Source organism: Desulfuromonadaceae bacterium, from assembly GCA_019429445.1.
Classification (GTDB): Bacteria; Desulfobacterota; Desulfuromonadia; order Desulfuromonadales; family JAHYIW01; genus JAHYIW01.
On the sequence record JAHYIW010000009.1, the window covers coordinates 56,917 to 81,904 of the forward strand.

Annotated in this window: 22 protein-coding genes; 15 read left to right on the top strand and 7 right to left on the bottom strand. The window is 55.2% G+C overall.

The genetic code is table 11. The features are described 5' to 3' along the window. Positions 1 to 453: 453 nt before the first annotated feature. The 3 genes from K0A93_04920 to tsaA all read right to left on the bottom strand — a co-directional run bounded on the left by K0A93_04920 (position 454) and on the right by tsaA (position 2,711). Positions 454 to 1,461, bottom strand: coding sequence for a potassium channel protein (locus K0A93_04920; GenBank protein ID MBW6511450.1), 1,008 nt, complete (start codon positions 1,459 to 1,461; stop codon positions 454 to 456). Positions 1,462 to 1,661: 200 nt separating this feature from the next. After that, positions 1,662 to 1,940 carry a hypothetical protein gene (locus K0A93_04925; GenBank protein MBW6511451.1) on the bottom strand — a complete coding sequence of 93 codons (279 nt, stop codon included), beginning with the start codon at positions 1,938 to 1,940 and terminating at the stop codon, positions 1,662 to 1,664. 60 nt (positions 1,941 to 2,000) lie between these two features. After that, the gene (tsaA, locus tag K0A93_04930; GenBank protein ID MBW6511452.1) at positions 2,001 to 2,711 is read right to left on the bottom strand and encodes a tRNA (N6-threonylcarbamoyladenosine(37)-N6)-methyltransferase TrmO; all 711 of its coding nucleotides are present in this window, start codon (positions 2,709 to 2,711) and stop codon (positions 2,001 to 2,003) included. A 634-nt stretch (positions 2,712 to 3,345) separates the two neighbouring features. Here tsaA and rnhA point away from each other — a divergent pair. The 12 genes from rnhA to K0A93_04990 all read left to right on the top strand — a co-directional run bounded on the left by rnhA (position 3,346) and on the right by K0A93_04990 (position 19,975). Continuing rightward, positions 3,346 to 3,801, top strand: coding sequence for a ribonuclease HI (gene rnhA, locus K0A93_04935; GenBank protein MBW6511453.1), 456 nt, complete (start codon positions 3,346 to 3,348; stop codon positions 3,799 to 3,801). A gap of 311 nt (positions 3,802 to 4,112) precedes the next feature. After that, positions 4,113 to 4,763, top strand: coding sequence for an outer membrane protein transport protein (locus K0A93_04940; GenBank protein MBW6511454.1), 651 nt, complete (start codon positions 4,113 to 4,115; stop codon positions 4,761 to 4,763). Further along, entirely contained in the window at positions 4,703 to 5,557 is an 855-nt protein-coding gene (locus K0A93_04945) for an outer membrane protein transport protein (GenBank protein MBW6511455.1), read from the top strand. The genes K0A93_04940 and K0A93_04945 overlap by 61 nt, the downstream gene beginning before the upstream one ends. Positions 5,558 to 5,736: 179 nt before the next feature. Continuing rightward, complete coding sequence (locus K0A93_04950) at positions 5,737 to 7,593, top strand: long-chain fatty acid--CoA ligase (protein ID MBW6511456.1); 1,857 nt, start codon at positions 5,737 to 5,739, stop codon at positions 7,591 to 7,593. Further along, a complete protein-coding gene (locus K0A93_04955) occupies positions 7,590 to 9,977 on the top strand; it encodes a 3-hydroxyacyl-CoA dehydrogenase/enoyl-CoA hydratase family protein (protein MBW6511457.1) in 2,388 nt (795 codons plus the stop codon). Before K0A93_04950 ends, K0A93_04955 begins: the two co-directional genes overlap by 4 nt. Before the next feature lie 60 nt (positions 9,978 to 10,037). Then, positions 10,038 to 11,210 carry an acetyl-CoA C-acyltransferase gene (locus tag K0A93_04960; GenBank protein ID MBW6511458.1) on the top strand — a complete coding sequence of 391 codons (1,173 nt, stop codon included), beginning with the start codon at positions 10,038 to 10,040 and terminating at the stop codon, positions 11,208 to 11,210. Between the two features lie 50 nt (positions 11,211 to 11,260). After that, positions 11,261 to 13,039, top strand: a complete 1,779-nt coding sequence (locus tag K0A93_04965) for an acyl-CoA dehydrogenase family protein (protein ID MBW6511459.1) — start codon at positions 11,261 to 11,263, stop codon at positions 13,037 to 13,039. A gap of 66 nt (positions 13,040 to 13,105) precedes the next feature. Beyond that, the gene (locus K0A93_04970) at positions 13,106 to 14,020 is read left to right on the top strand and encodes an MBL fold metallo-hydrolase (GenBank protein ID MBW6511460.1); all 915 of its coding nucleotides are present in this window, start codon (positions 13,106 to 13,108) and stop codon (positions 14,018 to 14,020) included. Between the two features lie 23 nt (positions 14,021 to 14,043). After that, a complete protein-coding gene (locus K0A93_04975; GenBank protein MBW6511461.1) occupies positions 14,044 to 16,047 on the top strand; it encodes an FAD-dependent oxidoreductase in 2,004 nt (667 codons plus the stop codon). A gap of 135 nt (positions 16,048 to 16,182) precedes the next feature. Beyond that, complete coding sequence (locus K0A93_04980) at positions 16,183 to 16,971, top strand: enoyl-CoA hydratase (protein ID MBW6511462.1); 789 nt, start codon at positions 16,183 to 16,185, stop codon at positions 16,969 to 16,971. Between the two features lie 40 nt (positions 16,972 to 17,011). Further along, positions 17,012 to 18,712 carry an acyl-CoA dehydrogenase gene (locus K0A93_04985; protein ID MBW6511463.1) on the top strand — a complete coding sequence of 567 codons (1,701 nt, stop codon included), beginning with the start codon at positions 17,012 to 17,014 and terminating at the stop codon, positions 18,710 to 18,712. Between the two features lie 84 nt (positions 18,713 to 18,796). Beyond that, positions 18,797 to 19,975 carry a 4Fe-4S binding protein gene (locus K0A93_04990; GenBank protein MBW6511464.1) on the top strand — a complete coding sequence of 393 codons (1,179 nt, stop codon included), beginning with the start codon at positions 18,797 to 18,799 and terminating at the stop codon, positions 19,973 to 19,975. A 608-nt stretch (positions 19,976 to 20,583) separates the two neighbouring features. Here the strand turns inward: K0A93_04990 and K0A93_04995 are convergent. From K0A93_04995 to K0A93_05010, 4 genes are read right to left on the bottom strand one after another with little or no spacing between them, the layout of a single operon-like run. Beyond that, on the bottom strand, positions 20,584 to 20,985 hold the full coding sequence (locus K0A93_04995) for an acyl-CoA thioesterase (protein MBW6511465.1): 402 nt from the start codon (positions 20,983 to 20,985) through the stop codon (positions 20,584 to 20,586). A 1-nt stretch (position 20,986) separates the two neighbouring features. Next, on the bottom strand, positions 20,987 to 21,403 hold the full coding sequence (locus tag K0A93_05000) for a chalcone isomerase family protein (GenBank protein ID MBW6511466.1): 417 nt from the start codon (positions 21,401 to 21,403) through the stop codon (positions 20,987 to 20,989). Between the two features lie 3 nt (positions 21,404 to 21,406). Beyond that, positions 21,407 to 21,544, bottom strand: a complete 138-nt coding sequence (locus K0A93_05005; protein ID MBW6511467.1) for a chalcone isomerase family protein — start codon at positions 21,542 to 21,544, stop codon at positions 21,407 to 21,409. Then, positions 21,541 to 21,981, bottom strand: a complete 441-nt coding sequence (locus tag K0A93_05010; GenBank protein ID MBW6511468.1) for a MerR family transcriptional regulator — start codon at positions 21,979 to 21,981, stop codon at positions 21,541 to 21,543. Before K0A93_05010 ends, K0A93_05005 begins: the two co-directional genes overlap by 4 nt. Positions 21,982 to 22,171: 190 nt before the next feature. Here K0A93_05010 and K0A93_05015 point away from each other — a divergent pair, with 190 nt between their 5' ends. From K0A93_05015 to K0A93_05025, 3 genes are read left to right on the top strand one after another with little or no spacing between them, the layout of a single operon-like run. Further along, complete coding sequence (locus K0A93_05015) at positions 22,172 to 23,350, top strand: thiolase family protein (GenBank protein ID MBW6511469.1); 1,179 nt, start codon at positions 22,172 to 22,174, stop codon at positions 23,348 to 23,350. Continuing rightward, complete coding sequence (locus K0A93_05020; protein ID MBW6511470.1) at positions 23,347 to 24,195, top strand: 3-hydroxybutyryl-CoA dehydrogenase; 849 nt, start codon at positions 23,347 to 23,349, stop codon at positions 24,193 to 24,195. The genes K0A93_05015 and K0A93_05020 overlap by 4 nt, the downstream gene beginning before the upstream one ends. 8 nt (positions 24,196 to 24,203) lie before the next feature. Further along, the gene (locus tag K0A93_05025; GenBank protein ID MBW6511471.1) at positions 24,204 to 24,986 is read left to right on the top strand and encodes an enoyl-CoA hydratase/isomerase family protein; all 783 of its coding nucleotides are present in this window, start codon (positions 24,204 to 24,206) and stop codon (positions 24,984 to 24,986) included. Positions 24,987 to 24,988: the final 2 nt, after the last annotated feature.

Sequence of the window (24,988 nt, forward strand, 5' to 3'; positions counted from 1 at the left end):
CCCATATCCTCAAACGGTACTATGGACCCCTCCGACTCCCGATACGGCCCGGCGCGATTTCGTTGCCTTATACGCGCCGGTTGCTGCTCCTTAGGCAGCACCGCACCGGGTCTCCAGCACTGGGTTGAATATCTTCCGCAACATGCCATCCCTGCTACCCCGGAAGATTGCACAGACCACTTCCGTTATCTTAAGTCTGTGACGGCGGCCTTCCCCGTCTGTCCACCGGGTCGGCATCTTCGAGCGAATTTTACGAGGCTACCTGTAGGTTCACTTTCGTTACGGCCTGCTGCTTTGCCAATTGGGAACTTACGACCCCCTGTTGCCAGAACGCCGCTCCCTTGAGCTACCGGGGTGAACGGATAACTCCCCGGACGGGACTTTAACCCGTGAGATATTCAACTGTTACTGCGTACGGACAGTATATCGAACTCAAAAGAACCCGGAAATGATTCACCGTTGTGATCCCTTGGCGACATTTTCGAGTTGATTGATCGCCTTGCGTTCACCGAGGGTGATCAAAACCGAGTGAGCTTCGATCACCATACTGGGTGGTGGATTGAAAACCATCTGCCCAGCACTGTTTTTTATCCCGACAATAATAACACCCATGGTTTGCCGGATGTTGGAGTCGATCAGGGCTTTGCCGACCAGTTCGGAGCTTGCGGCGATGGCGATCTCCTCGATCTGCAACTCGAGGTGCTTGCTCGTGGTTGCCAACTCGATAAAATCGACCACTGAAGGACGCAGGACGGCCTGCGCCATGCGGTTGGCGCCAATCGTATAGGGTGAAATGACCTTGCTGGCCCCTGCCCGCATGAGCTTCTTTTCAGAGCCTTCCTCGCCTGATCTGGCCAGGATAAAGAGGCTCGGGTTGAGGCCACGTGCGGTGAGAGTGATATAGACATTATCGGTGTCGGAGGTAACGGCCGTGATCAGTCCCTTGGCGTGGGCGACACCTGCAGCTTGCAGGATGTCGTCATCCGTCGCATCGCCCTCAACATACAGATAGCCTTCGCGGTTGAGGCGTTCCAGATGATGCTGATCCTTTTCCACGACGACGAAGGGCATGGGTTTCGATTGAAATTCACGACAGATCAGATGCCCGATGCGGCCAAAACCGCAGATGATGTAATGGCCCCTGAGTTTACTGATGCGTTTCTCCAATTTTTTCCTCCCGAGGATCTTACGCAGCTGCCCCTCAAGCGTAAACTGGAGCAGGCTGCTGAGGGTATAGGCGATCATACCGGTGCCACTGATGATCAGGACAATAGTGAACAGCTTGCCTTGCGGAGACAGATCATGGACCTCTTTGAAGCCGACGGTCGCCAGGGTGATCACCGTCATGTAAAGGGCGTCGAACGGCGGCCAATCTTCGATCATGACATAGCCGAAGGTCCCAATAGCGATGACCGAAAAGAGAGCGGAGACAGAGAAGCGCAGGTGACGAACCGGATCCATAAAATGTCCTTTGCAAAACTTAAGCGATGATAGACACCGAAAGCTTAAAAGGCAAGCAGTTAAGTGACTTAGACTTGTGCGATGATTAAACCCTCTTGATATTTATGTATACTGTATACAATTTGTGAAGCCCGATTAAACAGAGATTGCTTGAGTCTATGGGGGCAGGCTGCCAGGATGGCACCATGTTGCGGACAGGCTCAATTGGAACGCTGAACCAGATTGGCGAGCAGCTCGTTGACCCCGACGGGGATCGGTTGGACGAAGTAGTGGTCGAGAACGACGTGGGTGACCTCGTGCAGCGCCAGCACGCGGCTCAGTCGTTCCTGCGCGTACCAGATCGTTTTGTCGCTATGACGGTAGAAGGCGTTGACCACCTTGCGGCTGGTCGGGACGAGGCGCCGGTAGACTGCGCGCAGTTCGGCATGACAAAAAATACACAAGGAACACAATTTTGATAAATAAAAATGTGGGTTCATCGAAAAAATTCTGCCGCGTGCAAAACCTTGCCTGGTGCAAAGCAGATCGACCGGGGAGGGTCAGGTAAATATTTCGATCGTGACGACCTGCGCGCAGCGTTCATGCACCCGCCAGCGCACATCAAGATCAAAAAGGCGCACCCCGTAAACCCGCTCGTGCTCCTCCCCCTTGAATGCCGGACGTGGGTCTTGCGCAAGAACAGCAATGATCAATGATCGCAATTGGGGACGTTCGGTCTCCAGTTCGGTACAGCGACGATCAGCGGCGGCGCAAAAAACAACGGACAATTGCGGCTCAGGCGCCCGGTCTGCAAACCCTCCCAGTGCAGCGGGAATAGCGTCGGCATAGGGGAGATACGGCTTGATGTCGTAGACCGGCGTTCCGTCAAGCAGATCGGCCCCCTGAATCTTGAGCAGGATCTTGCCCGCTGCTTGCTCGAACCCGACGAAGGCCACCACCGACAGCCCCAGCGGGTTGGGCCGATGGGTGCTGCGGCTGGCAAATACGCCGACCCGCTGATTGCCGCCAAGACGTGGCGGGCGAACCGTCAAGCTGCCGGTGTACGGCCGAATCGCATGAAAACCGAAGATCAGCCAGAGATGGGAAAACCCTTCCAGCCCGCGCACCGCTTCCTCGCGATTGAACGGTGGCAGCAGTTCGATGGTCGCAGCCACCTCGGCGATCAACCCGGGCTGTCGCGGAATGCCGAATTTCTCCCGAAACGGGCTGTGTACAATGCCGACCGGCGTCAGTTTTACTTCGTTCATCATCTGCGAATAGTGCCATAAGTGTGGCTTGACGGCGAGATTTTTATATCAACAGATTTACCGCAACAAGGTGGTGGAGGGTAAACGACCGATCTGAAACGCTAAAAGCCGCATCTGGAGGGCGGCTTTTAGCGTTATGCATCACGAGTTGGAGTTTTACTGTTGCCCTGAGGTCTTTTTCAGCAGGGCAACTGCCTGGGCAACGATGATAATCGAGACATAAGCAATCAGGGCACCAACAAAGATTTCAGCCATTTTCCTATCTCCTCTGACAAGGGTTAAACAGACTACCTTGATCATCCCGATATGTACTTCTACATCCCTATCTTCATGATTTCAATAAGGTTTTTTTAAAACAGTATCCACAAAACAAGGGTTTAACCGATACTGCCCTCGAAAAAAACGAACTCTCCTGAATAATTACAGATAGTTAATGAGGAGAACGAGGTTTTCGTTTTAGTCGTCATGATCGGCGATTTTTTTTATGTCGCCAAAAATCAGAAAATGTTTTATTTGTTTCAAGCAGCTGTTTTAGCGGCTTTTTTTGGTAAATCAGGAGTTTTAACCGATTTCATTCGTCGTTCCGTTGTGGTAATCTGCGTCCCCCCACAGACCCACAGACCGAGGAGCAGCCGACATGTCACAACCTGATTCACAACTGGTGGAAATATTCTCTGACGGTGCCTGTTCCGGCAACCCCGGCCCCGGCGGCTGGGGAACGGTAATACGCTGTGGCGCGAACGAAAAGGAGTTGTCCGGTTTCGCGCCCGAAACGACCAATAATCGCATGGAGATGACCGCTGCCCTGATGGGATTGCGAGAGCTCAAACGCGCCTGTCGGGTGCGGATGATTACCGATTCCGAGTATCTCAAAAAAGGGATGACGGAGTGGCTTCCCGGCTGGATTCAGCGCGGCTGGAAAAATTCGCAGCGGAAAGAGGTCGCCAACAAGGATCTCTGGCAGCAACTGCTGGTCGCCGCAAAACCGCATGACATCGAGTGGACCTGGGTACGCGGCCACGCCGGGCACCCCGAGAATGAACGCTGTGACGAGTTGGCGCGCATGGCGATCAGCAATGGCCGCGCGCGCTGACAAGACAACCCACCAATAGCGGCCCCCCCCTCCCCCCAAAAAACCGCACGACGACCCAATCTTGATGCACTCGCAGTGCGAGTTTGTTCATTGTTAACCTCCCCTGCCAGTGGTGATGTGTCATGACGCAAACATTAGATAAAGTCTCAGCAAAAAAACAATCTGTGAGATTAATATAATCACTAAATGTAACAACGTTAGTTTTAATAATAAATTAATTTAATGAAATTATCATTCAAAATACTCCTTAAATCATATGGTTACAAATTGTTATATTTTTGCGTTGTGGTTGGCTCGATCTGTTAAATTCTGTGATTTATGTAATTTATAATATCGTTATATATTTGATTGACCTGTACGTAAAGATGATGTATTGCTTATCACAGGTGTTGCTTTTACATTGGAGCGCTGTCTGGTGCGGCGATTTACGATGGCTGGTAACTGTGCCGATGTTGAGCAATTTTTTGGACAAAACGCAGTTTAGTCAACGAGGAGAAGTTATTAAAAGAGTAGCCGTATTTTTGGCAGTAATGACAGGACTTGTCGTGTTGTCGGCCGTGGCAGCATCCGCTGCGGGATTTGCTTTGATTGAGCAGAGTGTTAAAGGGTTGGGAAATTCCTTTGCCGGTGGTGCGGCAATAGCCGAAGATGCTACCACCATCTACTTTAACCCGGCTGGGATGGCCCGTCTGGAGGGAATGAACGCAACGGCCGGGTTACATGTAATCTTGCCATCGGCAAAATTTTCGACGACTTCGGCAACGAACCCGGTCGGTGGAGATATCTCAACTGCACCGTCAGGCGGGGATGGCGGTGAAGCGGCAGTGGTGCCGAACTTTTATTTTGCCGCCCAAGCGAGTGAAAGTTCAGTTACGGCCTCAGTGTTAATACCCCGTTCGGCATGGCGACTAAATACGATACCGATTGGGTCGGTCGTTATCACGCCATTAAATCGGAGCTGATGACCATTAACATCAATCCGTGCGCCTCATACCGACTTAATGACAGCTTCAGTCTCGGGTTGGGGGTCAGCGCACAGTATCTTGATGCAACTTTGTCTCAAGCGCAATATCTAGCCCCAGGAATTGATGGCTATGCTGAAGTGACAGGAGATTCCTGGGGGTATGGATTCAATATTGGTGCATTGTATGAGTTTAATGATGATACCCGTGTAGGGGCTTCGTATCGTTCGAGTGTCTTTCATTCCGTTGATGGGACCATGTCGATGACGAGTGCCATTATGAATGGGTCAGGTGATACTGCAGGTAAGATCAGATTGCCCGCGAGCGCTCAGGCGAGCGTTTTCCATCGTTTCAACGAAAAGTTTGATGTCATGGCCGACCTGATGTGGACCGAATGGAGCGTGTTTGAGCAGCTAACCTTCAGCAAACCTGCTGCATTAGGTGGTGGCGTGAGTGTTACGGATGAAAACTGGAAAAACAACATGCGCTACTCGATTGGCGGGACCTATCACCACAGCGATACGCTCGCTTTGCGCGCCGGTGCTGCTTACGATGAAACACCGATCCCGGATAAGAGTCGTACGCCGCGTATTCCCGGTGCCGACCGTACCTGGGTCTCTCTCGGCGCCAGTTATGTCATGAATGACATGACCCTTGATTTCGCCTATGCGCATCTTTTTGTTGACGATGGTGCGATAAACTTGACCGATATGGCTTCTGGGCGGGGCGCCCTGATCGGATCGTTCGCCAATAATGTCGATATCGTCAGCGTTGAAGCGTCTTACAGGTTCTGATTTACTTTTATTACAGTTCCCCCGACCGGTCGGTCGGGGGAGACCCGTCTGCCTCAAGTCACCGCATGCAAGATAAAAATATGGCAGTGTAATAAAACATAAAATTTTTTCAAAATTGATTGACGTGAACGTAAGAGTAATGTATTTTTTAATCGCCCCCAAAGGTAAAAGGTGCCAAGATGACGTCCATACCGTATCAATCCATTCCTGAAATGTTTAAGAAGTCTGCGGTGAAATATGCGACCCTGCCGGTTGTCAGCTTCAAGAAGGAAGGTAAATATATAACGTTAAGCTATGAGCACTTGTATCAGAGGGTGTTAATGGCGTCACGCGGGCTGATAAAGACCGGCCTTCAACCGGGTGATCGGGTAGCGATCCTTTCCGAGAATCGCACTGGTTGGGTGATTTCCGATCTCGGTACGCAGATGGCACGCGGCATCACGGTCCCGATTTACGCAACCAACACACCAGAACAGGTCGCCGATGTGATCAATCATTGCGGGGCTGAGATCGTTTTTGTTTCTAACCGATTACAATATGAAAAGCTATTGTCTGTTCGCGAGAAGATTTCCGGGGTTCGCCACGTTTTCTCTTTTGAACGATTTCTCGGCTCACGGGAGTTTCCGGTGAATACCCTTTATCAACTCTCTGAAATTTCTCACCCGTTGACCGAAGAGGAGCAGGGTAGAATAGAAGCCGGAATCGAATTGATCGGCAGCAATGATCTGATGACGATCATCTACACTTCCGGCACGACCGGCGCGCCCAAAGGAGTGATGCTGACGCATGCCAACATGCTCTTCGACGCCCATTACGGGGTGGAGAAGCTCGGGGGGATGCCCTCCCATGAGACCTTTCTCAGTTTTTTGCCACTCTGTCATGTTCTGGAGCGAACTGCCGGATATCACGCCGCTCTGATGTATGGTTGTCATATCGCTTTTGCTGAGAGTGTTGAAAAAGTCGTGGAGAATATCATCGAAGTCCGCCCAACCATGATGGTCAGCGTCCCCCGTCTGTTTGAGAAGATCTATTCGCGGATTTATGAAAATGTCCATCAGATGAATCCGTTGAAACGGAAGATGTTCCACAAGGCGGTCGAAATCGGCCGGGAGTATATCTATTGCAAGTATGTTCAGCAGAAAAAAACCGGGCTCCTCGGGGTGAAGTATCGGTTGGCTGACCATCTGGTTTTCAAGAAAATTCGGCAGCGTTTCGGCGGTCGGCTGCGCCTGTTTATTTCCGGTGGCGCTCCTCTTGATAAAACAATCAATGAATTTATGTGGATTATCGGTATCCCGACATGTGAAGGGTACGGACTGACTGAAACCAGTCCGGCGGTGACCTTGAACAGCGTCAAAGAGCTCCGTTTCGGCTCGGTCGGCCGCCCCCTGATGCAGACCGAGGCAAAACTGGCCGACGACGGGGAGTTGATGCTCAAGGGGCCGCAAGTGATGCAGGGCTATTACAAGAACCCGGAAGCGACGGCCGAGGTGTTGAAAGACGGTTGGTTGAGTACCGGGGATATCGCCCGGATCGATGCCGAGGGCTATGTCTACATTGTTGATCGCAAAAAAGAGATCATCATCACCGCCGGGGGGAAAAATATTGCGCCACAGCCGATTGAAAATGAACTCAAGCTCGACAAATATATTTCCCAGGCCTTTGTGCATGGTGATCGACTCCCCTATCTGGTCGCCCTGGTCACACCGAATTTAGAACGATTGATCGAACTCGCTCATCAGGAACGGATCGATTATTTTGATCTGGAAGATCTGGTCGCCAACGCCAAGGTCCAAAAGATTTTTGAAGAACGGATCGCTGAGGCGAACGCCAAGTTGCCTTCATACGAAACGATTAAAAAATTCGTGATTCTCCCGAGGGAATTTTCAGAGGAGGGGGGCGAGCTGACGCCGACGCTGAAGTTCAAGCGCAAAGTCATTTACCAGAAATATAAAGAGAAGATCGATTCGCTCTATTACGCCGAAGGAAACGGTTTCGGTCATCAGAACAAAAACGAAAATGGAGGAAAAGGATGAGGCAAATCAATCGAGCGGCCGTTCTCGGCGCAGGGGTGATGGGTGCAACCATTGCCGCCCATCTTGCCAATGCAGGGCTTGACGTGCTGTTGCTTGACATTGTCCCGCGAGAGTTGACCGACGCGGAACAGCAGGCGGGGCTGACCCTTGCGAGCCCGCAGGTGCGCAACCGGATCGCAGCCAATGGGCTGAAGGCGGTGATCCAGATGAAGCCGGCGGCGTTTCAGCATCAACAATTCGCCCGGCAGATCGAAATCGGCAATTTCGAAGACGACGCCACTAAACTGCAGGATTGCGACTGGATCGTTGAGGTCGTCATCGAAAACATGGCAATCAAAAAACGACTCTTTGCCGAAACGGTTGTCCCGCATCTCTCTGCCGGTGCGATCCTGTCGACCAACACCAGCGGCCTGTCGGTCAATGAAATGGCCAAAGATCTCCCCCCCGAAGTGCGCAAGAATTTTCTGGTCACGCATTTCTTTAATCCGCCACGTTATATGCGTCTGCTCGAAGTCGTCGGTTGCAGCGAAACCGACCCGGCACTGCTCACCGATATGGCTGACTTCCTTTCCCGCCGACTCGGCAAGGGGATCGTTTACGCCAAGGACACCCCGAATTTTATCGCCAATCGCATCGGTGTCTATGCCATGTATAACGGCATGCAGCACATGGTCGACATGGGGATGACGGTAGAAGAAGTCGACACGGTCGCCGGTCCGGCGACCGCCCGTCCGAAAAGCGCGGTGTTCAAGACTGCCGACCTGGTCGGGATCGACACCCTGGCACACGTGGGAAATAACTCCTATGAACACCTCACCGAGGACGAAGAACGTGAGGTGTTCAAGGTTCCTGACTATGTGACCAAAATGGTCGCAGCCGGGCGGTTGGGGAATAAATCGAAACAGGGGTTTTACCTTAAAGAGAACACAGCCGAGGGGCGCAAGATCTCTTATCTTGACTACACCGATGACACTTACAAACCGATCACCAAGCCGAAGTTCGCCTCGGTCGAAGCGGTTAAAATGATCGACGACCCGGCGCAACGGCTGAAAATGGTGGTTGCCGGTAACGATCAGGCGGCGGAATTTGCCTGGCGCACCCTGCGCGATTCCTTGATCTATACGGTCAAACGGATTCCCGAAATTGCTGACGATATCGTCAATGTCGATAACGCCATGAAGTGGGGGTTCAACTGGGAACTCGGGCCGTTCGAAATGCTTGATGCGATCGGCGTGAAGGCGTTTGTTAAACGTGCCGAGAAGGATGGCGTCGCCGTCCCGGAAGTGCTGAAGAGTGTAGAGAGCTTCTACAGGTTCGAGGGTGGCAAGAAGCAGTTTTATGATCTGATCGCCGGCGAGTACCGCGAAATAGAGCCGGTTGAGGGGGAAATCAACCTTCAGATCCTCAAAAAAGCGGGGAACGTCGTTGAAAAAACCGGAAACTGTTCGCTGCTCGATCTCGGCGATGGCGTGTTCGGCTTAGAATTCCATTCGAAGATGAATGCGATCACCGGCGATATTCTGGCGATGACCCACAAAGCGATCAAGCGGGCCGAGCAAGAAGGGGTCGGTCTGGTGATCGGCAATCAGGGGGGCAATTTTTCGGTCGGTGCCAATCTGATGCTGATGGCGGTCGCGCTGGCCGAAGGGGCTTTTGAGGATATCGACATGGCGGTGCGCGCCTTCCAGAAAGCGACCATAGCGGTCAAATACGCCAAAATCCCGGTGGTGGCAGCCCCCTTCAACATGACTCTGGGCGGCGGATGCGAATTCAGTCTGCATGCTGACGCGATCACAGCTTACGCGGAAACCTACATGGGGCTGGTTGAGATCGGCGTCGGACTCCTCCCGGCTGGCGGCGGCACCAAAGAGATGTGCCTGCGGGCGGTTAACCTGGCCAAACAGTACGACACCGACGTCACCCCCTTTATCTTTAAAAATTTCCAGAATATCGGTATGGCCAAGGTGTCGATGTCGGCGGCAGAAATGCGGGATCTCGGCTACCTGCGTGAAGGGGATTCGATCACCATGAATTTCGACCGGTTGCTCGCCGACGCCAAGCAGAAGGTACTCGCTCTGGCGACCAACTACCGTCCCGGCAAGCCGGAAGAGGCGATCCCGGCACCCGGGCGCAGCGTTGCGGCGAGCATCAAGAGCCAGTTGTGGAACCTCTCTCAGGGCGGTTTTGCGACCGAGTACGAAGCGGTCATGGGCGGAGTGATAGCCGATGTTATCACCGGCGGCGATGTGCCGGCCGGAACCCTGATCACCGAGCAGTATCTGCTCGATCTTGAACGGGAAGGTTTCCTGAAACTGTGTGGCCATAAAAAGACCGCCGAGCGGATCCAGCACATGCTCAAAAAAGGGAAGCCGCTCCGTAATTAATCAGACGAACAGCGCGGTCGTGATTCAGCCGTCGCGCCGACGAGAATAGTGGAGGACATAATGAGTTCAGCATACATTTTGGCAGCTTACCGAACCCCGGGCTGTCGCGCAAAAAAAGGGAAGTTTAAAGATACGCGTCCTGACGATCTGGCCGCCGCCGCAATCAGGGGATTGATTGAACGAACCGGAATCGACGCCATTGAAGTCGATGATATTCTTGTCGGTTGCGCCTTTCCGGAAGGGGAGCAAGGGATGAACTTTGCGCGGACCGCCGCAATGAAAGCAGGCGTACCATATCAGGTGCCAGCCCAAACCATCAATCGTTTCTGCTCTTCCGGCCTGCAGTCAATCGCGACTGCTGCTGAGCGGATTATGGCCGGATTTGCCGATTGTATTATCGCCGGTGGCGCCGAGTCGATGAGTATGGTGCCGATGGGGGGGAACAAATACAGTGCCAATCCGTCTTTGGTGGGTGAATGGCCGGAAAGTTACGCTTCGATGGGGATCACCGCCGAACTTGTCGCTGCAAAATACGGCATCAATCGCGCCGATCAGGATGCGTTCGCAGTGGCGAGTCATCTTAAAGCCGCCGCTGCCATAAAAGCCGGCCGATTTACGAATGAAATCATCCCGGTTGAAGTTGAACAGGTCGTGCTGGAAAAGAACAAGGTTAAGAAACAACGTGAAACCGTATCGATTGACGATGGTGTGCGGGACGATACGACCCTCGAAGGACTCGCCAGACTGAAGCCGGCGTTCAAACTCGACGGGAGCGTTACCGCCGGAAATTCGTCGCAGATGACTGACGGTGCGGCGGCTGTATTGGTGGTGTCCGAGGCTTATATGAAGAAACTTGCCATCGACCCGATCGCCCGCTTTATCGCTTTTGCGGTGAAGGGTGTCCCGCCTGAACTGATGGGAATCGGTCCGCTTGAAGCGATTCCGGCGGCGCTGAAAATGGCCGGTCTGAAGCAGAGCGATCTCGGTCTGATCGAATTAAACGAAGCATTCGCGGCACAATCGCTGGCGGTGATTCGCGAGCTCGGGCTCGATCCGGAAATCGTCAATGTCAACGGCGGAGCGATCGCTCTCGGGCATCCACTTGGTTGCACCGGCGCCAAACTGTCGGCGACGCTGCTGGCGGAGATGGGGCGTCGGGAGGCGAAATACGGCATGGTGTCGATGTGTATCGGCGGCGGTATGGGCGCGGCCGGCATTTTCGAAAAACTGTAGAACGGTCCGTTGGGGCCCGACTCTATACAATCAATCAGATGAGGTGAAGTATGAGTGAACGGATCTATAAAGGGGGCGAATATCTGGTGGCAGAAGTCGGTTGCGACGAGGTCTTTACCCCCGAGGAATTTACCGACGAGCAGAAGCAGATTGCTGAAACAACCGAGCAGTTTGTCACCAATGAAATCCTCCCGCATCTGGAGGAGATCGATAATCAGAATTTTGATCTGGTGGTCGAAGGGATGCGCAAGTGCGGCGAACTCGGGCTGTTGATGCTCGATGCGCCGGAGGAGTACGGCGGGCTCGAACTCGACAAGGCGACCAGCATGCTGGTCGGAGAAAAAATTGCCCCCTCCGGCTCGTTTTCTGTCGCCTTTGCCTGCCACACCGGTATCGGCACCTTGCCCCTGGTCTATTACGGCACGCCGGCCCAGAAAGAGCAGTACCTGGACAAAATCATTTCCGGCGAGTGGATCACCGCCTACTGTCTGACCGAGCCCGGTTCCGGCAGCGACGCCCTCGGCGCCAGCGCATCGGCAACCCTCTCTGAAGACGGCAAGCATTACCTGTTGAACGGTACCAAACAGTTTATCACCAACGGCTCGTTTGCGAAGCTCTACACGGTCTTTGCCAAGATCGACAAACAGCACTTTACCGCATTTCTGGTTGAGCGCGATTTCGAAGGGCTGGTGGTCGGTGCCGAAGAGAAAAAACTCGGGATCAAGGGCTCCTCGACCACCCAGATCATCCTCGATAACTGTAAGGTGCCGGTGGAAAACGTGCTCGGTGAAATCGGCAAGGGGCACAAGATCGCTTTCAACGTCCTCAATGTCGGTCGCTTCAAGCTCGGTGCCGGGGTGACCGGCGCGGCGAAGATGGCTCTGGTCGAAGGGATCAAATACGCTAACGAGCGCAAACAGTTCGGCAAGACGATCGGTTCGTTCGGTGCCATTCAGGAAAAGATCGCCGATCTTAGCGCCGATATTTTTGCCGCAGAATCACTGGTCTACCGGCTGGCCGGGCTACTCGACACCAAGTTGGCGACGATCGAAAAAGGGATCGACAACTACTACGAGGAGTATCAGAAGGGGATCGAGGAATATGCCCCGGAGTGTGCGATCTCCAAGGTCTACTGCAGTGAGGTGCTGGGGCACACCGTCGATGAAGTGTTGCAGATCCACGGCGGTTACGGCTTTGTCAGTGAGTATCCGGCCGAGCGTTTCTACCGGGATGAGCGCATCAACCGGATTTTTGAAGGCACCAACGAAATCAACCGGCTGCTGATTCCGGGGATGATCCTGCGCAAATCAATGAAGGGTGAACTGCCGTTGCAGAAAGAAGCAATGAAGGCGTTCGAGTCGCTGATGACGCCGTCGTTCGAGGAGATCGACGACACTGTCCTGTTGGCGAGGGAGAAGGCGCTGCTGAAAAATCTCAAGACCTTGTTTTTGATCCTCTCCGGTGCGGCAGTGCAGAAGTTCATGGACAAGTTGGCCGATCAGCAGGAAATCCTGCTCGCCGCCGCTGATATTTCGATCCAGATCTTTGCCCTCGAAAGTGCCGTGCTGCGGGCCGAGAAAAACTATGCGGCGGCCAGCGCCGCGAAACGCGAATTGCTGCTGGCGGCGGTCAAGGTGTGCGCTTTTAGTGCCACGGAAATCATCAGTACCGCCGCCAGGAAGGGTGCCTTCTATGTCGAGGAAGGCGATACCCTGACGATGATTCTCAGCGGTATCCGGCGTTTTGCCAAATACGATGCCAGCGGCTTGTTAGCGGCCAAGCGCACGCTGGCGAATGCGGCCCTGGAATCGGAAAAATACCTGTTTTAATCGAACTGTCGTCAAGCACCGGACCGGCCTGGCCGGTTCGGTGCCCTGCCCTGCCGTGAGTCCATTATGATCCGTCAACATACTGTAGCGACCCCCTATATGGTCGGGGACTGCCACTTCTACACCACTGAGCTGGCGGGGGAACTGGTGCTGTTCGATACCGGACCGCCGACGATTTCCGCCTGGGAGACGCTCTGTCGGGAGGTTGACCTGTCACGACTCAAGCACATTTTCCTGACCCACTGGCACATCGATCATTGCGGTCAGGTCGGTAAAATTCAGGCGGCCAGCGGCGCGACGGTTTATCTGTCAGAACTCGACGCACTGAAACTGCACCATCAGCAGCAGCGTCTGCAACTGCTGAAGCACGAACTGACGAAGATGGGGTTTGACGACGAGTTTCAGCAACGGCTCTACGAACAAGGGAGCCATGTCGGCCTTTTTTCGGAGCCGCCGGAGCATTATCAAGTGCTCGAATTTTCGCCGCAAGTGCAGCAGCTTGGGGTCGATTATCTGCACTGTGCCGGACATTCGCAGAGTGACCTGATTTTTCTCCTCGGCGAGAGCGCGATCAGCGGCGATATCCTGTTGGCGAATATTTTTCAGTCGCCGCTCCTCGAAATCGACCTGCGCACCTTTGCCGGACGTTTCGATAATTACGCCGCCTACTGTGCCAGTCTGGTCAAGTTCCGACAGCTGCGGGGGCGCAACGTACTGCCTGGCCATCGCTACAGTGCCACCAGGATCGACGCCGTCGTCAGTTTTTATGTTGCCAAATTACGTGAACGGGCAGCGCATCTGGCACAATTCGCGGTCGGCACGCCGGTGAGCCGGATTGTCGCGACGCTCTTCGGCGAATTACTGGACAATCCGGTGGTGACGTATCTGAAGGCCTCCGAAATTCTGTTCATGCAGGACTATCTGACCCGGCCCCACTTACTGGACGAAGCTTTAACCGCCTTCGGGCTGACAGAAAATTAATGTCCGCAGGGGAAGGAACCGTTATGTCAGCAGACCCATTGTTTACCCCGATCACGATCAACCAGATGAAAATAGCGAACCGCATCTACATGCCGGCGATGCATCTGAATATGTGTCGCAACTATCAGGTGACCGAGCAGCTGCTGGCTTTTTACGCCGCACGGGCGCGAGGCGGGGCGGGGATGATCACGGTCGGGTATGCTTCGGTCGATGAGCTGGCGGCCAATCCGATGCACATCGGCGCCCACGATGACAAATTCATTCCGGGACTGACCCGCCTGGCGAACACGATCAAGGAAAACGGCGCGCGCGCCTCAGTGCAGCTCAACCATGCCGGGCGCTATAACCATTCGATGCTGCTCGGCGGCAAACAGCCAGTCGGTCCTTCCGCAACTGCTTCGCGGCTGACCGGCGAGACCCCGCATGCGCTGAGCTTGGACGAAATTGCCGCGACGATCGCCAGTTTCGCGGCGGCGGCAGGCAGGGTCAAGCAGGCCGGCTTCGACGCGGTTGAAATTCTCTGTGGCACCGGTTATCTGGTCAGCTCTTTCCTCTCCCCGGCGACCAATCAGCGTACTGATGACTATGGTGGCAGCCCCGCAAAGCGGATGCGTTTCGGACTCGATGTGGTGCGCGCGGTGCGGGCGGAAGTGGGTTCCGAGTTCCCGCTGCTTGTGCGGGTCAACGGCAACGATTTCATGCCGAACGGCATCGGGCGGGAGCCGCTGCGTGAATTTGTCCGCCAGCTCGAAGCCGCCGGGGCGGATGCTTTTTGTGTCAACGTCGGCTGGCACGAATCGCGGGTGCCGCAGATTCAGACCAAGGTGCCGCGCGGGGTTTATGCCTATCTGGCCCGCAGTATCCGAGAGGTGGTCACGGTACCGGTGATCGCCAGTCATCGGATCAACGATCCGCAAATTGCGCGGGAGCTGCTGAACGAGGGCAGCTGCGACATGGTCGCCATGGGACGGGCGCTGATCGCCGACCCGGAGCTGCCGGAAAAAGCGCGCACCGGTCGGGAACGGGAGATCGTCCATTGCGTCGCCTGTGCCCAGGGATGTTTCGACCACCTGTTTGAAATGCGCGCGGTCGAATGTTTGTGCAACCCGCGCGCTGGTCATGAGTTGCAGGAAAATTTTTCCCGGGCCGAAACGCCGAAAGCGGTGTTGGTGATCGGCGGCGGGCCGGGCGGGATGAGTGCGGCGCTGGCAGCGAGTGAGCGGGGACACCGGGTGACGCTGGTTGAACAGTCGAACCGACTCGGCGGGCAGCTGCTGCTGGCGGGGGCAGCGCCGGGGCGCGCAGAATTTGTCCAGCTCGCCACCGATCTGGCGCAGCAGGTGGCAATCTCGGCGATTGAACTGCGCCTCGGCACTCGCGCCGATCGGGCGCTGGTCGAGCAACTTCAGCCGGAGGTGGTGATTATGGCGACCGGCGGTGCCGCCCTGACCCCGCCGATCCCCGGCGCCGAGTTATCACATGTGGTGCAGGCCTGGGATGTCCTTTCCGGCAAGGTCGAGGTCGGCCGCAACGTGGTGATCATCGGTGGCGGTGCGGTCGGGGTGGAAACGGCGTTGGAGCTGGCCGAACAGGGGACGCTATCGGCAGATGCGCTGAAATTTCTGCTGGTGCACGAGGCCGCCGATCTCGCCGAACTGCGAACCCTGGCGACGCACGGAACACGCAAGGTGGTGGTGCTGGAAATGCTCGACAAGCTCGGTGCCAATTTCGGTAAAACCACCCGATGGGTGATGCTCGACGACATGCAACGCTACGGGGTCGAAACGTTGACCGGGGCAAAAGCTCTGGAAATCACCGCGCAAGCGGTCAAGGCTGAACATTGCGGGAAAGTGGTCGAATTCAGTGCCGACACGGTGGTGTTGGCGGCCGGCACCCGCCCGGTCAATCCGTTGCAGCAAGAGCTCGAAGGCAAGGGGGTTGTTTGCCATGTCATTGGTGACGCGAAACGCCCGGCAATGGTCTTCGATGCGGTGCATCAGGGATATGCAACAGGCCGTAAATTGTAAAGGTAAAGCCGTCGGCGCGGCCAGGGTGGTCGTTGCTGTCACAGAGAGCCTCCGACTCTCTCTCAATGTGATGGGGGGAATAAAAATTCCCCCGCTTTTTTTGCGGCGGTTACAAAACTATGACGGGAGTACAGGATGATGACGCTTGCTGATAATGATGCGTTGATCGATGTCGCGGCCGCTGGCGGGGTGCTGCGCATCGGAATTAATCGCCCGGCCAAGTTCAACGCCATCAACCGTCAGATGTACAGCGACATGGCGGCGGCGCTGCAACGCGCCGAGCAGGATGATTCAATGCGGGTGGTGCTGATTCACGGCACCGCCGACTGTTTCACCAGCGGCAACGATCTGCGCGATTTCGCCCAGGACCCGCCGACCGGCCAGGACAGCCCGGTCTTTCATTTTCTCGCCGCCATCAGCCAGGCGACCAAACCGCTGGTCGCCGCCGTCAACGGGCCGGCCATCGGCATCGGCACCACCATGCTGCTGCACTGCGATCTGGTCTATGCCGGGGAGAGCGCAAAATTTCAGACCCCGTTTGTCAACCTTGGCCTCTGCCCGGAGGCCGCGTCCAGCCTGCTGCTGCCGCAATTGATTGGTCATGCGCGCGCCGCCGAAATGATTCTGCTCGGCCAGCCGTTCAGCGCCGCCCGCGCCTGTGAAGCGGGGCTGGTGAACGATGTTTTTCCGGGCAACAAAGTTTTTCAGCACGCCCTGACGCAGGCGCAACAGTTGGCCAAACAGCCACCGGCAGCGGTGCGGCTGGCGAAGCGGCTGCTGAAGCAAAGCACCGCCGCGACCGTTCCCGCCGTGATGGCGGAAGAGGGACAACTCTTTCTGGAACGCTTGGCGTCGCCGGAAGCGGCCGAGGCGTTGGCAGCGTTTTTTGCCGGGCGCGCGGCCGATTTTTCGCGGTTTCGGTAGGCACCAGGCGGTTTTAACAGTCTTGTGACGGAGAAAACGAATGAAGTTGTTCAATCCGAAAAGCTATTGGCGTGAGCATGCCGATGCCCGGTCGCGGGAGATCGTGGAACGGACGATCGCATTTTTTGAAACCAAGGGGCTGGCGCAGATCAAGGCCGACGATCAGGCGATGGTCTGGTATGAGGACTTTCTGGCATTCATCAAGGACGAACAGATCTTTGCCACCCTGTTGACCCCCGCCGAGTACGGGGAGGGCGACGCGGTGCGCTGGGACACATGGCGGCTCAGTGAGTTCAACGAAGTTCTCGCATTCTATGGACTCTGTTACTGGTATGCCTGGCAGGTGACGATTCTCGGCCTCGGCCCGATCTGGATGGGGGATAACGAGGCGCTGAAGCGGCGCACGGCGCAGCTGCTCCGTGACGGCGGGGTCTTTGCCTTCGGCCTGTCGGAAAAAGACCACGGCGCCGATCTCTACTCCAGCGCGATGACCCTCCACCCGCAGGGCGACGGTACCTATCTGGCGCGGGGCTCCAAATATTATATCGGGAACGGCAACTGCGCGGCGCTGGTCTCGACCTTCGGCAAAATTGCCGACAGCGGTGAGTACGTCTTCTTTGTCGTCGCGACCGATCATCCCGCCTACGAGTGCGTGAAAAAGATCGACACCTCGGGTGTGCGGCAGGCCTATGTCGCCGAGTTTGCCCTGCACGATTATCCGATCACGACCGCCGACATGCTTTCGCGCGGCGAACTGGCCTGGAATTCGTCGCTCAATACCGTCAATATCGGCAAGTTAGAACTCGGCTGCGCGGCGGTCGGTATGGCCACCCACGCCTTTTACGAGGCGCTCAACCACGCCGCCGGTCGCACCCTCTACGGCGGCCTGGTGACCGACTTCCCGCATGTACGCAAACTGTTTACTGAAGCCTACGCGCGCCTGACGGCGATGAAACTCTTCGCCTGGCGCGCGGCTGACTATCTGCGCAATGCCACCGACGACGACCGCCGCTATCTGCTCTATAACCCGATTGTCAAGATGAAGGTGACCGGTCAGGGGGAGCAGGTGGTCGGCATGCTCCATGATGTTATCGCCGCCAAAGGCTTCGAGCAGGACACCTATTTCGAGATGGCGATCCGCGATATCGGTATGCTGCCGAAGCTCGAAGGGACCGAGCATGTCAACATGGCGCTGATCATCAAGTTCGTGCGCAACTATTTCTTCGCGCCGCTCGACTATCCAGATCTCCCCCGGCGCAACGAGGCCGGGGACGATAATTACCTTTTCCGCCAGTTTACCGGCGGTCTGGGCAAAGTCCGCTTTCCCGATTATCGCCGCCCCTACGCCAGGATCGAACTGCCGAATGTGCTGATCTTCCGCGCACAGCTCGAACTCTTCCGTCGTCTGCTCCAGGACGCGCCGCCGGACGCTCAGCAGAGCGCCAATATCGATTATATGCTCGCCGCCGGCGAACTCTTCACCCTCATCGCCTACGCCCAGCTGATTCTGGAGAACAGTCGCATCTATGCGCTCGACGACGATCTGCTCGAACAGATCTTCACCTTTCTGGTCAAGGATTTCTCGGCCTTTGCGCTGCGCATGCTCCTCGATCACAAGAACAGCGCCGCACAGGAAGAACTCTTCCGCCAGATGATCAAGCAGCCGGAGCTTGACGATGCCAGGTTTGAACGGGTGTGGAACGGCCAGGTGCTGGCGCTACGGGATTGTTATTCCTCCTGAGTTTCAGTGCTTTTCTCCGTGCCCTCCGTGTCTCCAGTGAGCGCGGCGAACGGGTGGTGAATAAAAAATAGAAAGGACAACCCGATGGGACATCATCTCGGCTCCAAAGACAGCATCGTGCCGCTGATCGACCGACTCAACAAATATCCGGTCGGGCTGGTCGATAACGAAAAGTTGCGCGAGATTCTGGCACTGCTCTTTGATGAGCAAGAGGCCTTCATCGCCTCGTGCTTTCCGCTGGAGGAAGCGACGTTGCCGGAGCTGGTGCGGGCCACCGGGATCGCGGCTCCAGCGCTGACACCGCTGCTCGACAAGATGGCCGACAAGGGGCTGGTGATGGATATGCCCTACGGCGGCAAAACCTACTACCTGCTGATGCCGGGGCTGATCGGCTTTTTTGAATTTACCTTTATGAAAAACCGCGCCGACCTGCCGCTGGCCGAGCTGGCCAGGCTGATGGCCGAGTACATGTACGAAAATCCGCAGACCGGCCAGGCGAGCGAGTTTTTCGGCAGCAAGACCAGTCTGACCCGCTCACTGGTCTACGCAAACCAGATTCCGGTCAGCTCCACAGTGACCAGCTACGAAGATGCCCGTCAGATCATCGAGAACAGTTCGTTCGGGGCAGTCGGCATGTGTTACTGCCGTCACAAAAAGGAGCATCTCGACGCGACCTGCGCCAAGGGCGCGCCGGTCGAGAATATCTGTATTTCATTGGGGAGCGCGGCCAGGTTCATGGCGCGGCGCGGCTTTGCCAGAGAACAGAGCAAAGCCGAACTGCTGGCGATCCTCGACACCGCCCGCACCCACAATCTGACCCACATCACCGATAATATCCGCCACCAGCCATCGTTTATCTGCAATTGCTGTTCCTGCTGCTGCGAGTTGATGCTCGGGGTCCAGGCCGGTTATCAGGATGGCATCGGCAAGACGCCGTTTCTGGCGCAGATCGACAAAGATGCCTGTAATGGCTGCGGTCTCTGCTTTGCCGCCTGCAACGTCAAGGCGCTCACCCCGGCCAGTTGCAGTGAGAAAGCGGGGCGTTACGCCTACCTTGACGAGCCGGCCTGTCTTGGCTGCGGGGCGTGTATTCCGGTGTGCAAGCGCGGCGCATTGCGTCTGGTTGAACGGGCGGAGCGACCGCTTCCCCCGGAGAAACGCCGTGACATGCTCAAGGCGATTCTCAAAGAAAAGGGGCGGCTGAAGCCGTATGTGATCAGTGGCATCAAGAAGAAACTTCGCCGGTTGTTGCCGGGGAGTTGAGCCCAGCGGGGAAGAACAGGCGGCGCGTTGCGAGACGGGCCGCCTGTTCTTTTTTGGGATTGCGTTACTGATCTTCCGCCAGAAATTGGAGAAGGGGGACTTGGATGGCGCGGAAGATTGGTGCTTATTAAAAGCACAGATATACGCGACCACCATACCCGCTGCAAGCACAGGCACTTTTGCATCCTTTTGCTGCCGGGCAAAAGGATGTCGGCTGGCGGGACGAAACCCGCCGGATTATGATCCAATTTCCTACTGAATCGAAAAACAACTTCGCGGGTCGCGGCCCGCTGCCGCCTCACTCTTTTGCTGGCCCAAAAGAGTAAGCAGAAAAGGGCCTGCCATTGCATGGAGCATGTCGGGTTCGCAGAGTGAGGAATTCAAGGGACTGTGTACGAGGGACGCACTCGGTGCGCATCTGCCGCATCTGACGGGGCTGTTCTTTGCGCCCCGTGCCTGTCGGCGTCTTCGTAGTGAACGGGGAGTGCTGTATTGAAGCCACCATGAAACCCGGCTATAACAATTTTCAACGCCAACGGGGCCCCATAAGAAAAGGCCCCGTCCCGGTGCAGATGAGCAGCATATTGTCTCTCCTCGCGACCTTGTTTTCAGTCGGCCAGCATCATCTGCTTGAGACTCTTCGGGATGCGGGTTGGTTTTTTTGCCTTGCCGTCGTAGCAGACCATCACCGTTTTTGCCAGCCCGAACAGTTTGCCGTCCCCGTTGTGCAGGACGTAATCGATGTCAAAGCTCGAATTGCCGACCCGCGCTATCTCCAGCGTAATGATCATGACATCGTCGAGTCCAATCGGAAGTTTGTATTCACATTCTGCCTTCGCCACCAGAAACAGCAACGACTGCCCCATGAATTCGATGAACTTATCGTGAAACAGTTTGGTGCGCGCCGTCTCCAGCAAAGTAAAGTAGACGGCATTGTTGACATGACCGTAGGCATCCAGATCAGCGAAACGCAATTCGACCGGGATTGAATATTTCTTGATTTCAGTCATGTTACTTTCCGAGCATCCCTTCTTTTAAACTTTCGATCGGTTCCGCGCCAAAGGAGATATTCAGCACCGCCTTGGTTGCCGCCGGCGAATCAACCAGGCCGACCAGCTTGCCGTTGTACAGAACGGTAAGTCTGCCGCCAGGGGTAAACTGCATATCGATCGTATCGTTTTTAACTGCATCAAAATCAAAAATCTGCAAAAATTTCTGCGCATCAGCACTCTTGCTGAACTCTGGTATATTGTTGTCAGTGCTCTCGGCAAAACCGTCGCGCAGTTTCTGTGCCGACACCTCGTCGTAAACAAAATGCATGCGGATTACTTTGGGGAGGTCAGGATTCATCACCTCGGCGGCATCCGTCACCCGGGATGGAGTGTAGAGCGCGCCGACATAGATCGAGAAGAAAAACTTCGTGCGCATCCCCTAGCCATTGAGCTGTAAGGTTTGCCCCTCCAGACGGTCACTGTCGGGGAGGGTGACTCCCTTGAATTCCGCCGCAGTTGCAGAACCGGTAAAGACAAAAGTCGTCAGCAAGCTAAGAATAATGGCAACTCTGGTCATGGTTTCTGCTCCTTTAAGTCGTTTAGAATGCGCAAGCGGTAATCAACAATATCTTTTCGCAAGGATGAAAGGGTTGAAATTTTTTCATCAACCTTGTGGATGTTCAGATCGAGGATTTCGAGAAGCCGCGGTGTGATAGTGCTGAATTGACGCTGTTGAGAGTTGAAGGATTGATTATGTGCATCGAAATGGTCGGCCAACTCCCGCATCTCCTTCAGATCGATGCCAAGATTCTTCAGTTTGAGGATGAACTTCAGACGACGTATTTCGTCGCGGCCGTACTGCCGTGCACCGGTGCCGACACGCTGTGAGAGCCCCATCAGTCCAATCTCTTCATAATAACGGATGGTACGGGTGGTGATACCGAGTTGCTCGGCCAGATCGCCGATCTGCACCAGGTCGACACCCGGACTTGAGTTATTCTCATTATTTATCATTATGCTCACCTTTACGTACGTTTTTTTTAGAAAAATATCATCATGTTTACAATTCTGTCAATATTTTAAATCCTCTATTCATAAGGTTTTTAAACAATTTAGTTTTTATAGAATGCTGTTGTATTTTTGGTTGACTTTAACGTAAGGTAAAATTATTGTAGACAAAATCACAAACAGGAATGGAGCTGACATGCAGGATGTTTTTTTAATTGAATCGCTCAGAACCCCCTTCGCTAGCTTCGGCGGGAAACTCGCCGGCGTCGCTGCGCCAGAATTGGCGGCGGCAGTGATCAACGGTCTATTGAAACAACCCGCACTTACGCCCGAGACGATTGACGAGGTGATCATCGGTCAAGTTTTGCAAGCCGGCTCCGGCCAGGCGCCAGCGCGACAGGCATTGCGTTTTGCCGGCTTGCCCGATACGACCCCTGCGATGACCATTAACAAGGTTTGCGGCAGCGGCTTAAAGGCGATGATGCTGGCGGCCGATGCGATTCGGCTCGGCCGGGCTCAGTTGGTGATTGCCGGGGGGATGGAAAACATGTCTCTTTCTCCCTATGCTCTACCTGCCGCCCGTTATGGCATGCGCATGGGGAACAGTGAAGCGGTCGATCTATTGTTGCACGATGCCCTGCGTGATCCATATACCGGTCGGCACATGGGGGAGGTGACAGAAGCGTTGATCGCCGAATACGGCCTTGATCGCGCGACGCAGGACGCTTATGCAATTCGCTCGTATCAACGTGCGCAGCAGGCCGTGACAAACGGACTTTTCAATGCTGAAATTGTGCCGGTGGTCATAACTTCCCGAAGTGTCGAGAAAACAATTGACGCTGACGAGGAACCCTTTCGGGTGAAGTTTGATAAAATCAGTTCCCTGCAGCCGGTTTTTGCCAGAGAGGGGACGATTACCGCCGCCAACGCTTCGACCATTAGTGACGGTGCAGCACTCGGTCTACTCGCCGATGCGGAGGCGGTCGCACGATATAATCTGACGCCAAAGGCGCGCTTGCTGGCATACACGAGCCACAGCATCCATCCTGATCGTTTCGCCGCAGCTCCGATTGGGGCAATTGAAAAGGTCTGCGCCCTGGCGGGGGTGGCGGTTGGTTCTGTCGACCTGTTTGAAATCAATGAGGCGTTTGCCGCGGTCCCGCTGATGGCGATCAAAAAACTCGACCTCGACCCTGACAAGGTCAATGTCAATGGCGGCGCGGTGGCGCTCGGACATCCGGTCGGTGCCAGTGGTGGCCGCCTGGTCGCAACCGTTGTGAATGAAATGCAGCGGCGGCAGGTTCGCTACGGATTGGCGACACTCTGTATCGGTGGTGGTGAAGCGGTCGCCGCGCTGTTTGAAAAGGTGAACTGATGTTGAAGATAGGGATTGTCGGGGCAGGGAAGATGGGATGCGGAATTGCTCAGGTTTCCTCGCTGGCAGAATATAATGTCTTGCTGTTCGATGTCAGCGAGACGCAATTAAAGAATGGTCTGGCGAAAATCCGTAAAAATCTACACCGCCAGGTGGTGAAAAATGTTATGACAGATGCAGCATTGGAAGCGGCGGTCGGTCGTATTGAGACAACGATCGATCTGCACGATTTCTCCGACTGCGACGTCATTATCGAAGCGGTTCCGGAGATTGAAGATCTCAAACTGGAACTGTTCCGACAACTCGATGCCATCGCCGCACCAGAGACGATTCTGGCGAGTAATACCTCCTCTATTTCGATTACCAGACTGGCGGCGGTTACCAGGCGTCCCGCTCAGGTGATCGGTATGCATTTTATGAATCCGGTGCCGAGGATGCAGGTTGTCGAAGTGATCCGTAGCTTAACGACTTCGGACAGGGTCTTTGCGGCGACTGTCGAACTCGCAAAATCATTGGGAAAAGAGGTGGCGGTAGCTCAGGATTATCCGGGCTTCATCGTCAATCGGATCCTGATTCCGATGCTCAATGAGGCAATGTTTGCCCTGTTCGAAGGGGTCGGCTCGGTGGAGGATATTGACACGGCGCTGACGCTCGGTGCCGGTCAGCCGATGGGACCACTGACTCTGGCGGATTTCATCGGTCTGGATACGGTGCTGGCAATCATGAATGTGCTGCAGGGCGGGTATGGCGATCCGAAATACCGCCCCTGCCCGCTACTGATCACAATGGTTGCAGCCGGTCGTCTGGGCCAAAAGAGCGGCCAGGGATTCTACTCTTACAATTGAGGTGAGCGATGCATTTGAAAAATCTCAACTGGACCAAGAAAGAGGGCGTGGCGCTATTACTGATCGACAGAGCGCCGCAGCTCAATGCACTTAATCGCGACACTCTCGCCGAACTGGAAAGCGCTCTGTGCGCTTTGGCACAGGACGACGCTGTCCGGGTTATCGTGTTGAGCGGTGCCGGAGATAAAGCCTTTGTTGCCGGGGCTGACATCAAGGAGATGGCAGGACTCGATCCTCTCGCTGCGGCGGCCTTTGCCCGTCAGGGGCAAAAAATTCTGGCACAAATTGCCGGGTTGTCGAAACCGGTGATTGCCGCGGTTAACGGCTATGCCCTCGGCGGCGGCTTCGAACTGGCACTCGCCTGCGATTTCATCTATGCGGCGGAGGGGTCGAAATTCGGTTTTCCTGAAACGACCCTCGGTATCATGCCCGGCTTCGGTGGAACGCAGAAGCTCTCCCGCCTGGTCGGAGCGAATATCGCCCGTGAACTGATTTTCACAGGAAAGATGATTGATGCCGAACGCGCGGCTACGCTCGGAATCGTCAACCGGGTCGTGCCAGCGGTCGATCTGCTCGAAGCGACGCTGCAAACCGCAAACACCATCGTCGCTAACGGCGGAGTCGGTGTTGCCATGGCCAAGGAGGCGATCAGCAAAGGGCTCGATATGCCATTAGCTGAAGCTCTCGCTTTTGAGGGGAATCTGTTTGCGTTGCTGTTTTCTACCGAGGATCAAAAAGAGGGTATGCGGGCTTTCATTGGAAAACGACCGACCGTTTTCCTTCATAAATAGTG

Excerpts from the sequence above, each read along its gene's own strand:
- K0A93_04960 (MBW6511458.1), top strand. The coding sequence starts at position 10,038 with ATGAGTTCAGCATACATTTTGGCAGCTTACCGAACCCCGGGCTGTCGC.
- K0A93_04925 (MBW6511451.1), bottom strand. The coding sequence starts at position 1,940 with ATGAACCCACATTTTTATTTATCAAAATTGTGTTCCTTGTGTATTTTT.
- K0A93_05000 (MBW6511466.1), bottom strand. The coding sequence starts at position 21,403 with ATGCGCACGAAGTTTTTCTTCTCGATCTATGTCGGCGCGCTCTACACT.
- K0A93_04965 (MBW6511459.1), top strand. The coding sequence starts at position 11,261 with ATGAGTGAACGGATCTATAAAGGGGGCGAATATCTGGTGGCAGAAGTC.
- K0A93_04975 (MBW6511461.1), top strand. The coding sequence starts at position 14,044 with ATGTCAGCAGACCCATTGTTTACCCCGATCACGATCAACCAGATGAAA.
- rnhA (MBW6511453.1), top strand. The coding sequence starts at position 3,346 with ATGTCACAACCTGATTCACAACTGGTGGAAATATTCTCTGACGGTGCC.
- K0A93_04920 (MBW6511450.1), bottom strand. The coding sequence starts at position 1,461 with ATGGATCCGGTTCGTCACCTGCGCTTCTCTGTCTCCGCTCTCTTTTCG.
- K0A93_04985 (MBW6511463.1), top strand. The coding sequence starts at position 17,012 with ATGAAGTTGTTCAATCCGAAAAGCTATTGGCGTGAGCATGCCGATGCC.
- K0A93_04950 (MBW6511456.1), top strand. The coding sequence starts at position 5,737 with ATGACGTCCATACCGTATCAATCCATTCCTGAAATGTTTAAGAAGTCT.
- K0A93_04970 (MBW6511460.1), top strand. The coding sequence starts at position 13,106 with ATGATCCGTCAACATACTGTAGCGACCCCCTATATGGTCGGGGACTGC.
- K0A93_05015 (MBW6511469.1), top strand. The coding sequence starts at position 22,172 with ATGCAGGATGTTTTTTTAATTGAATCGCTCAGAACCCCCTTCGCTAGC.
- K0A93_04945 (MBW6511455.1), top strand. The coding sequence starts at position 4,703 with ATGGCGACTAAATACGATACCGATTGGGTCGGTCGTTATCACGCCATT.
- K0A93_04980 (MBW6511462.1), top strand. The coding sequence starts at position 16,183 with ATGATGACGCTTGCTGATAATGATGCGTTGATCGATGTCGCGGCCGCT.
- K0A93_04955 (MBW6511457.1), top strand. The coding sequence starts at position 7,590 with ATGAGGCAAATCAATCGAGCGGCCGTTCTCGGCGCAGGGGTGATGGGT.
- tsaA (MBW6511452.1), bottom strand. The coding sequence starts at position 2,711 with ATGATGAACGAAGTAAAACTGACGCCGGTCGGCATTGTACACAGCCCG.
- K0A93_04995 (MBW6511465.1), bottom strand. The coding sequence starts at position 20,985 with ATGACTGAAATCAAGAAATATTCAATCCCGGTCGAATTGCGTTTCGCT.
- K0A93_05025 (MBW6511471.1), top strand. The coding sequence starts at position 24,204 with ATGCATTTGAAAAATCTCAACTGGACCAAGAAAGAGGGCGTGGCGCTA.
- K0A93_05005 (MBW6511467.1), bottom strand. The coding sequence starts at position 21,544 with ATGACCAGAGTTGCCATTATTCTTAGCTTGCTGACGACTTTTGTCTTT.
- K0A93_05010 (MBW6511468.1), bottom strand. The coding sequence starts at position 21,981 with ATGATAAATAATGAGAATAACTCAAGTCCGGGTGTCGACCTGGTGCAG.
- K0A93_04990 (MBW6511464.1), top strand. The coding sequence starts at position 18,797 with ATGGGACATCATCTCGGCTCCAAAGACAGCATCGTGCCGCTGATCGAC.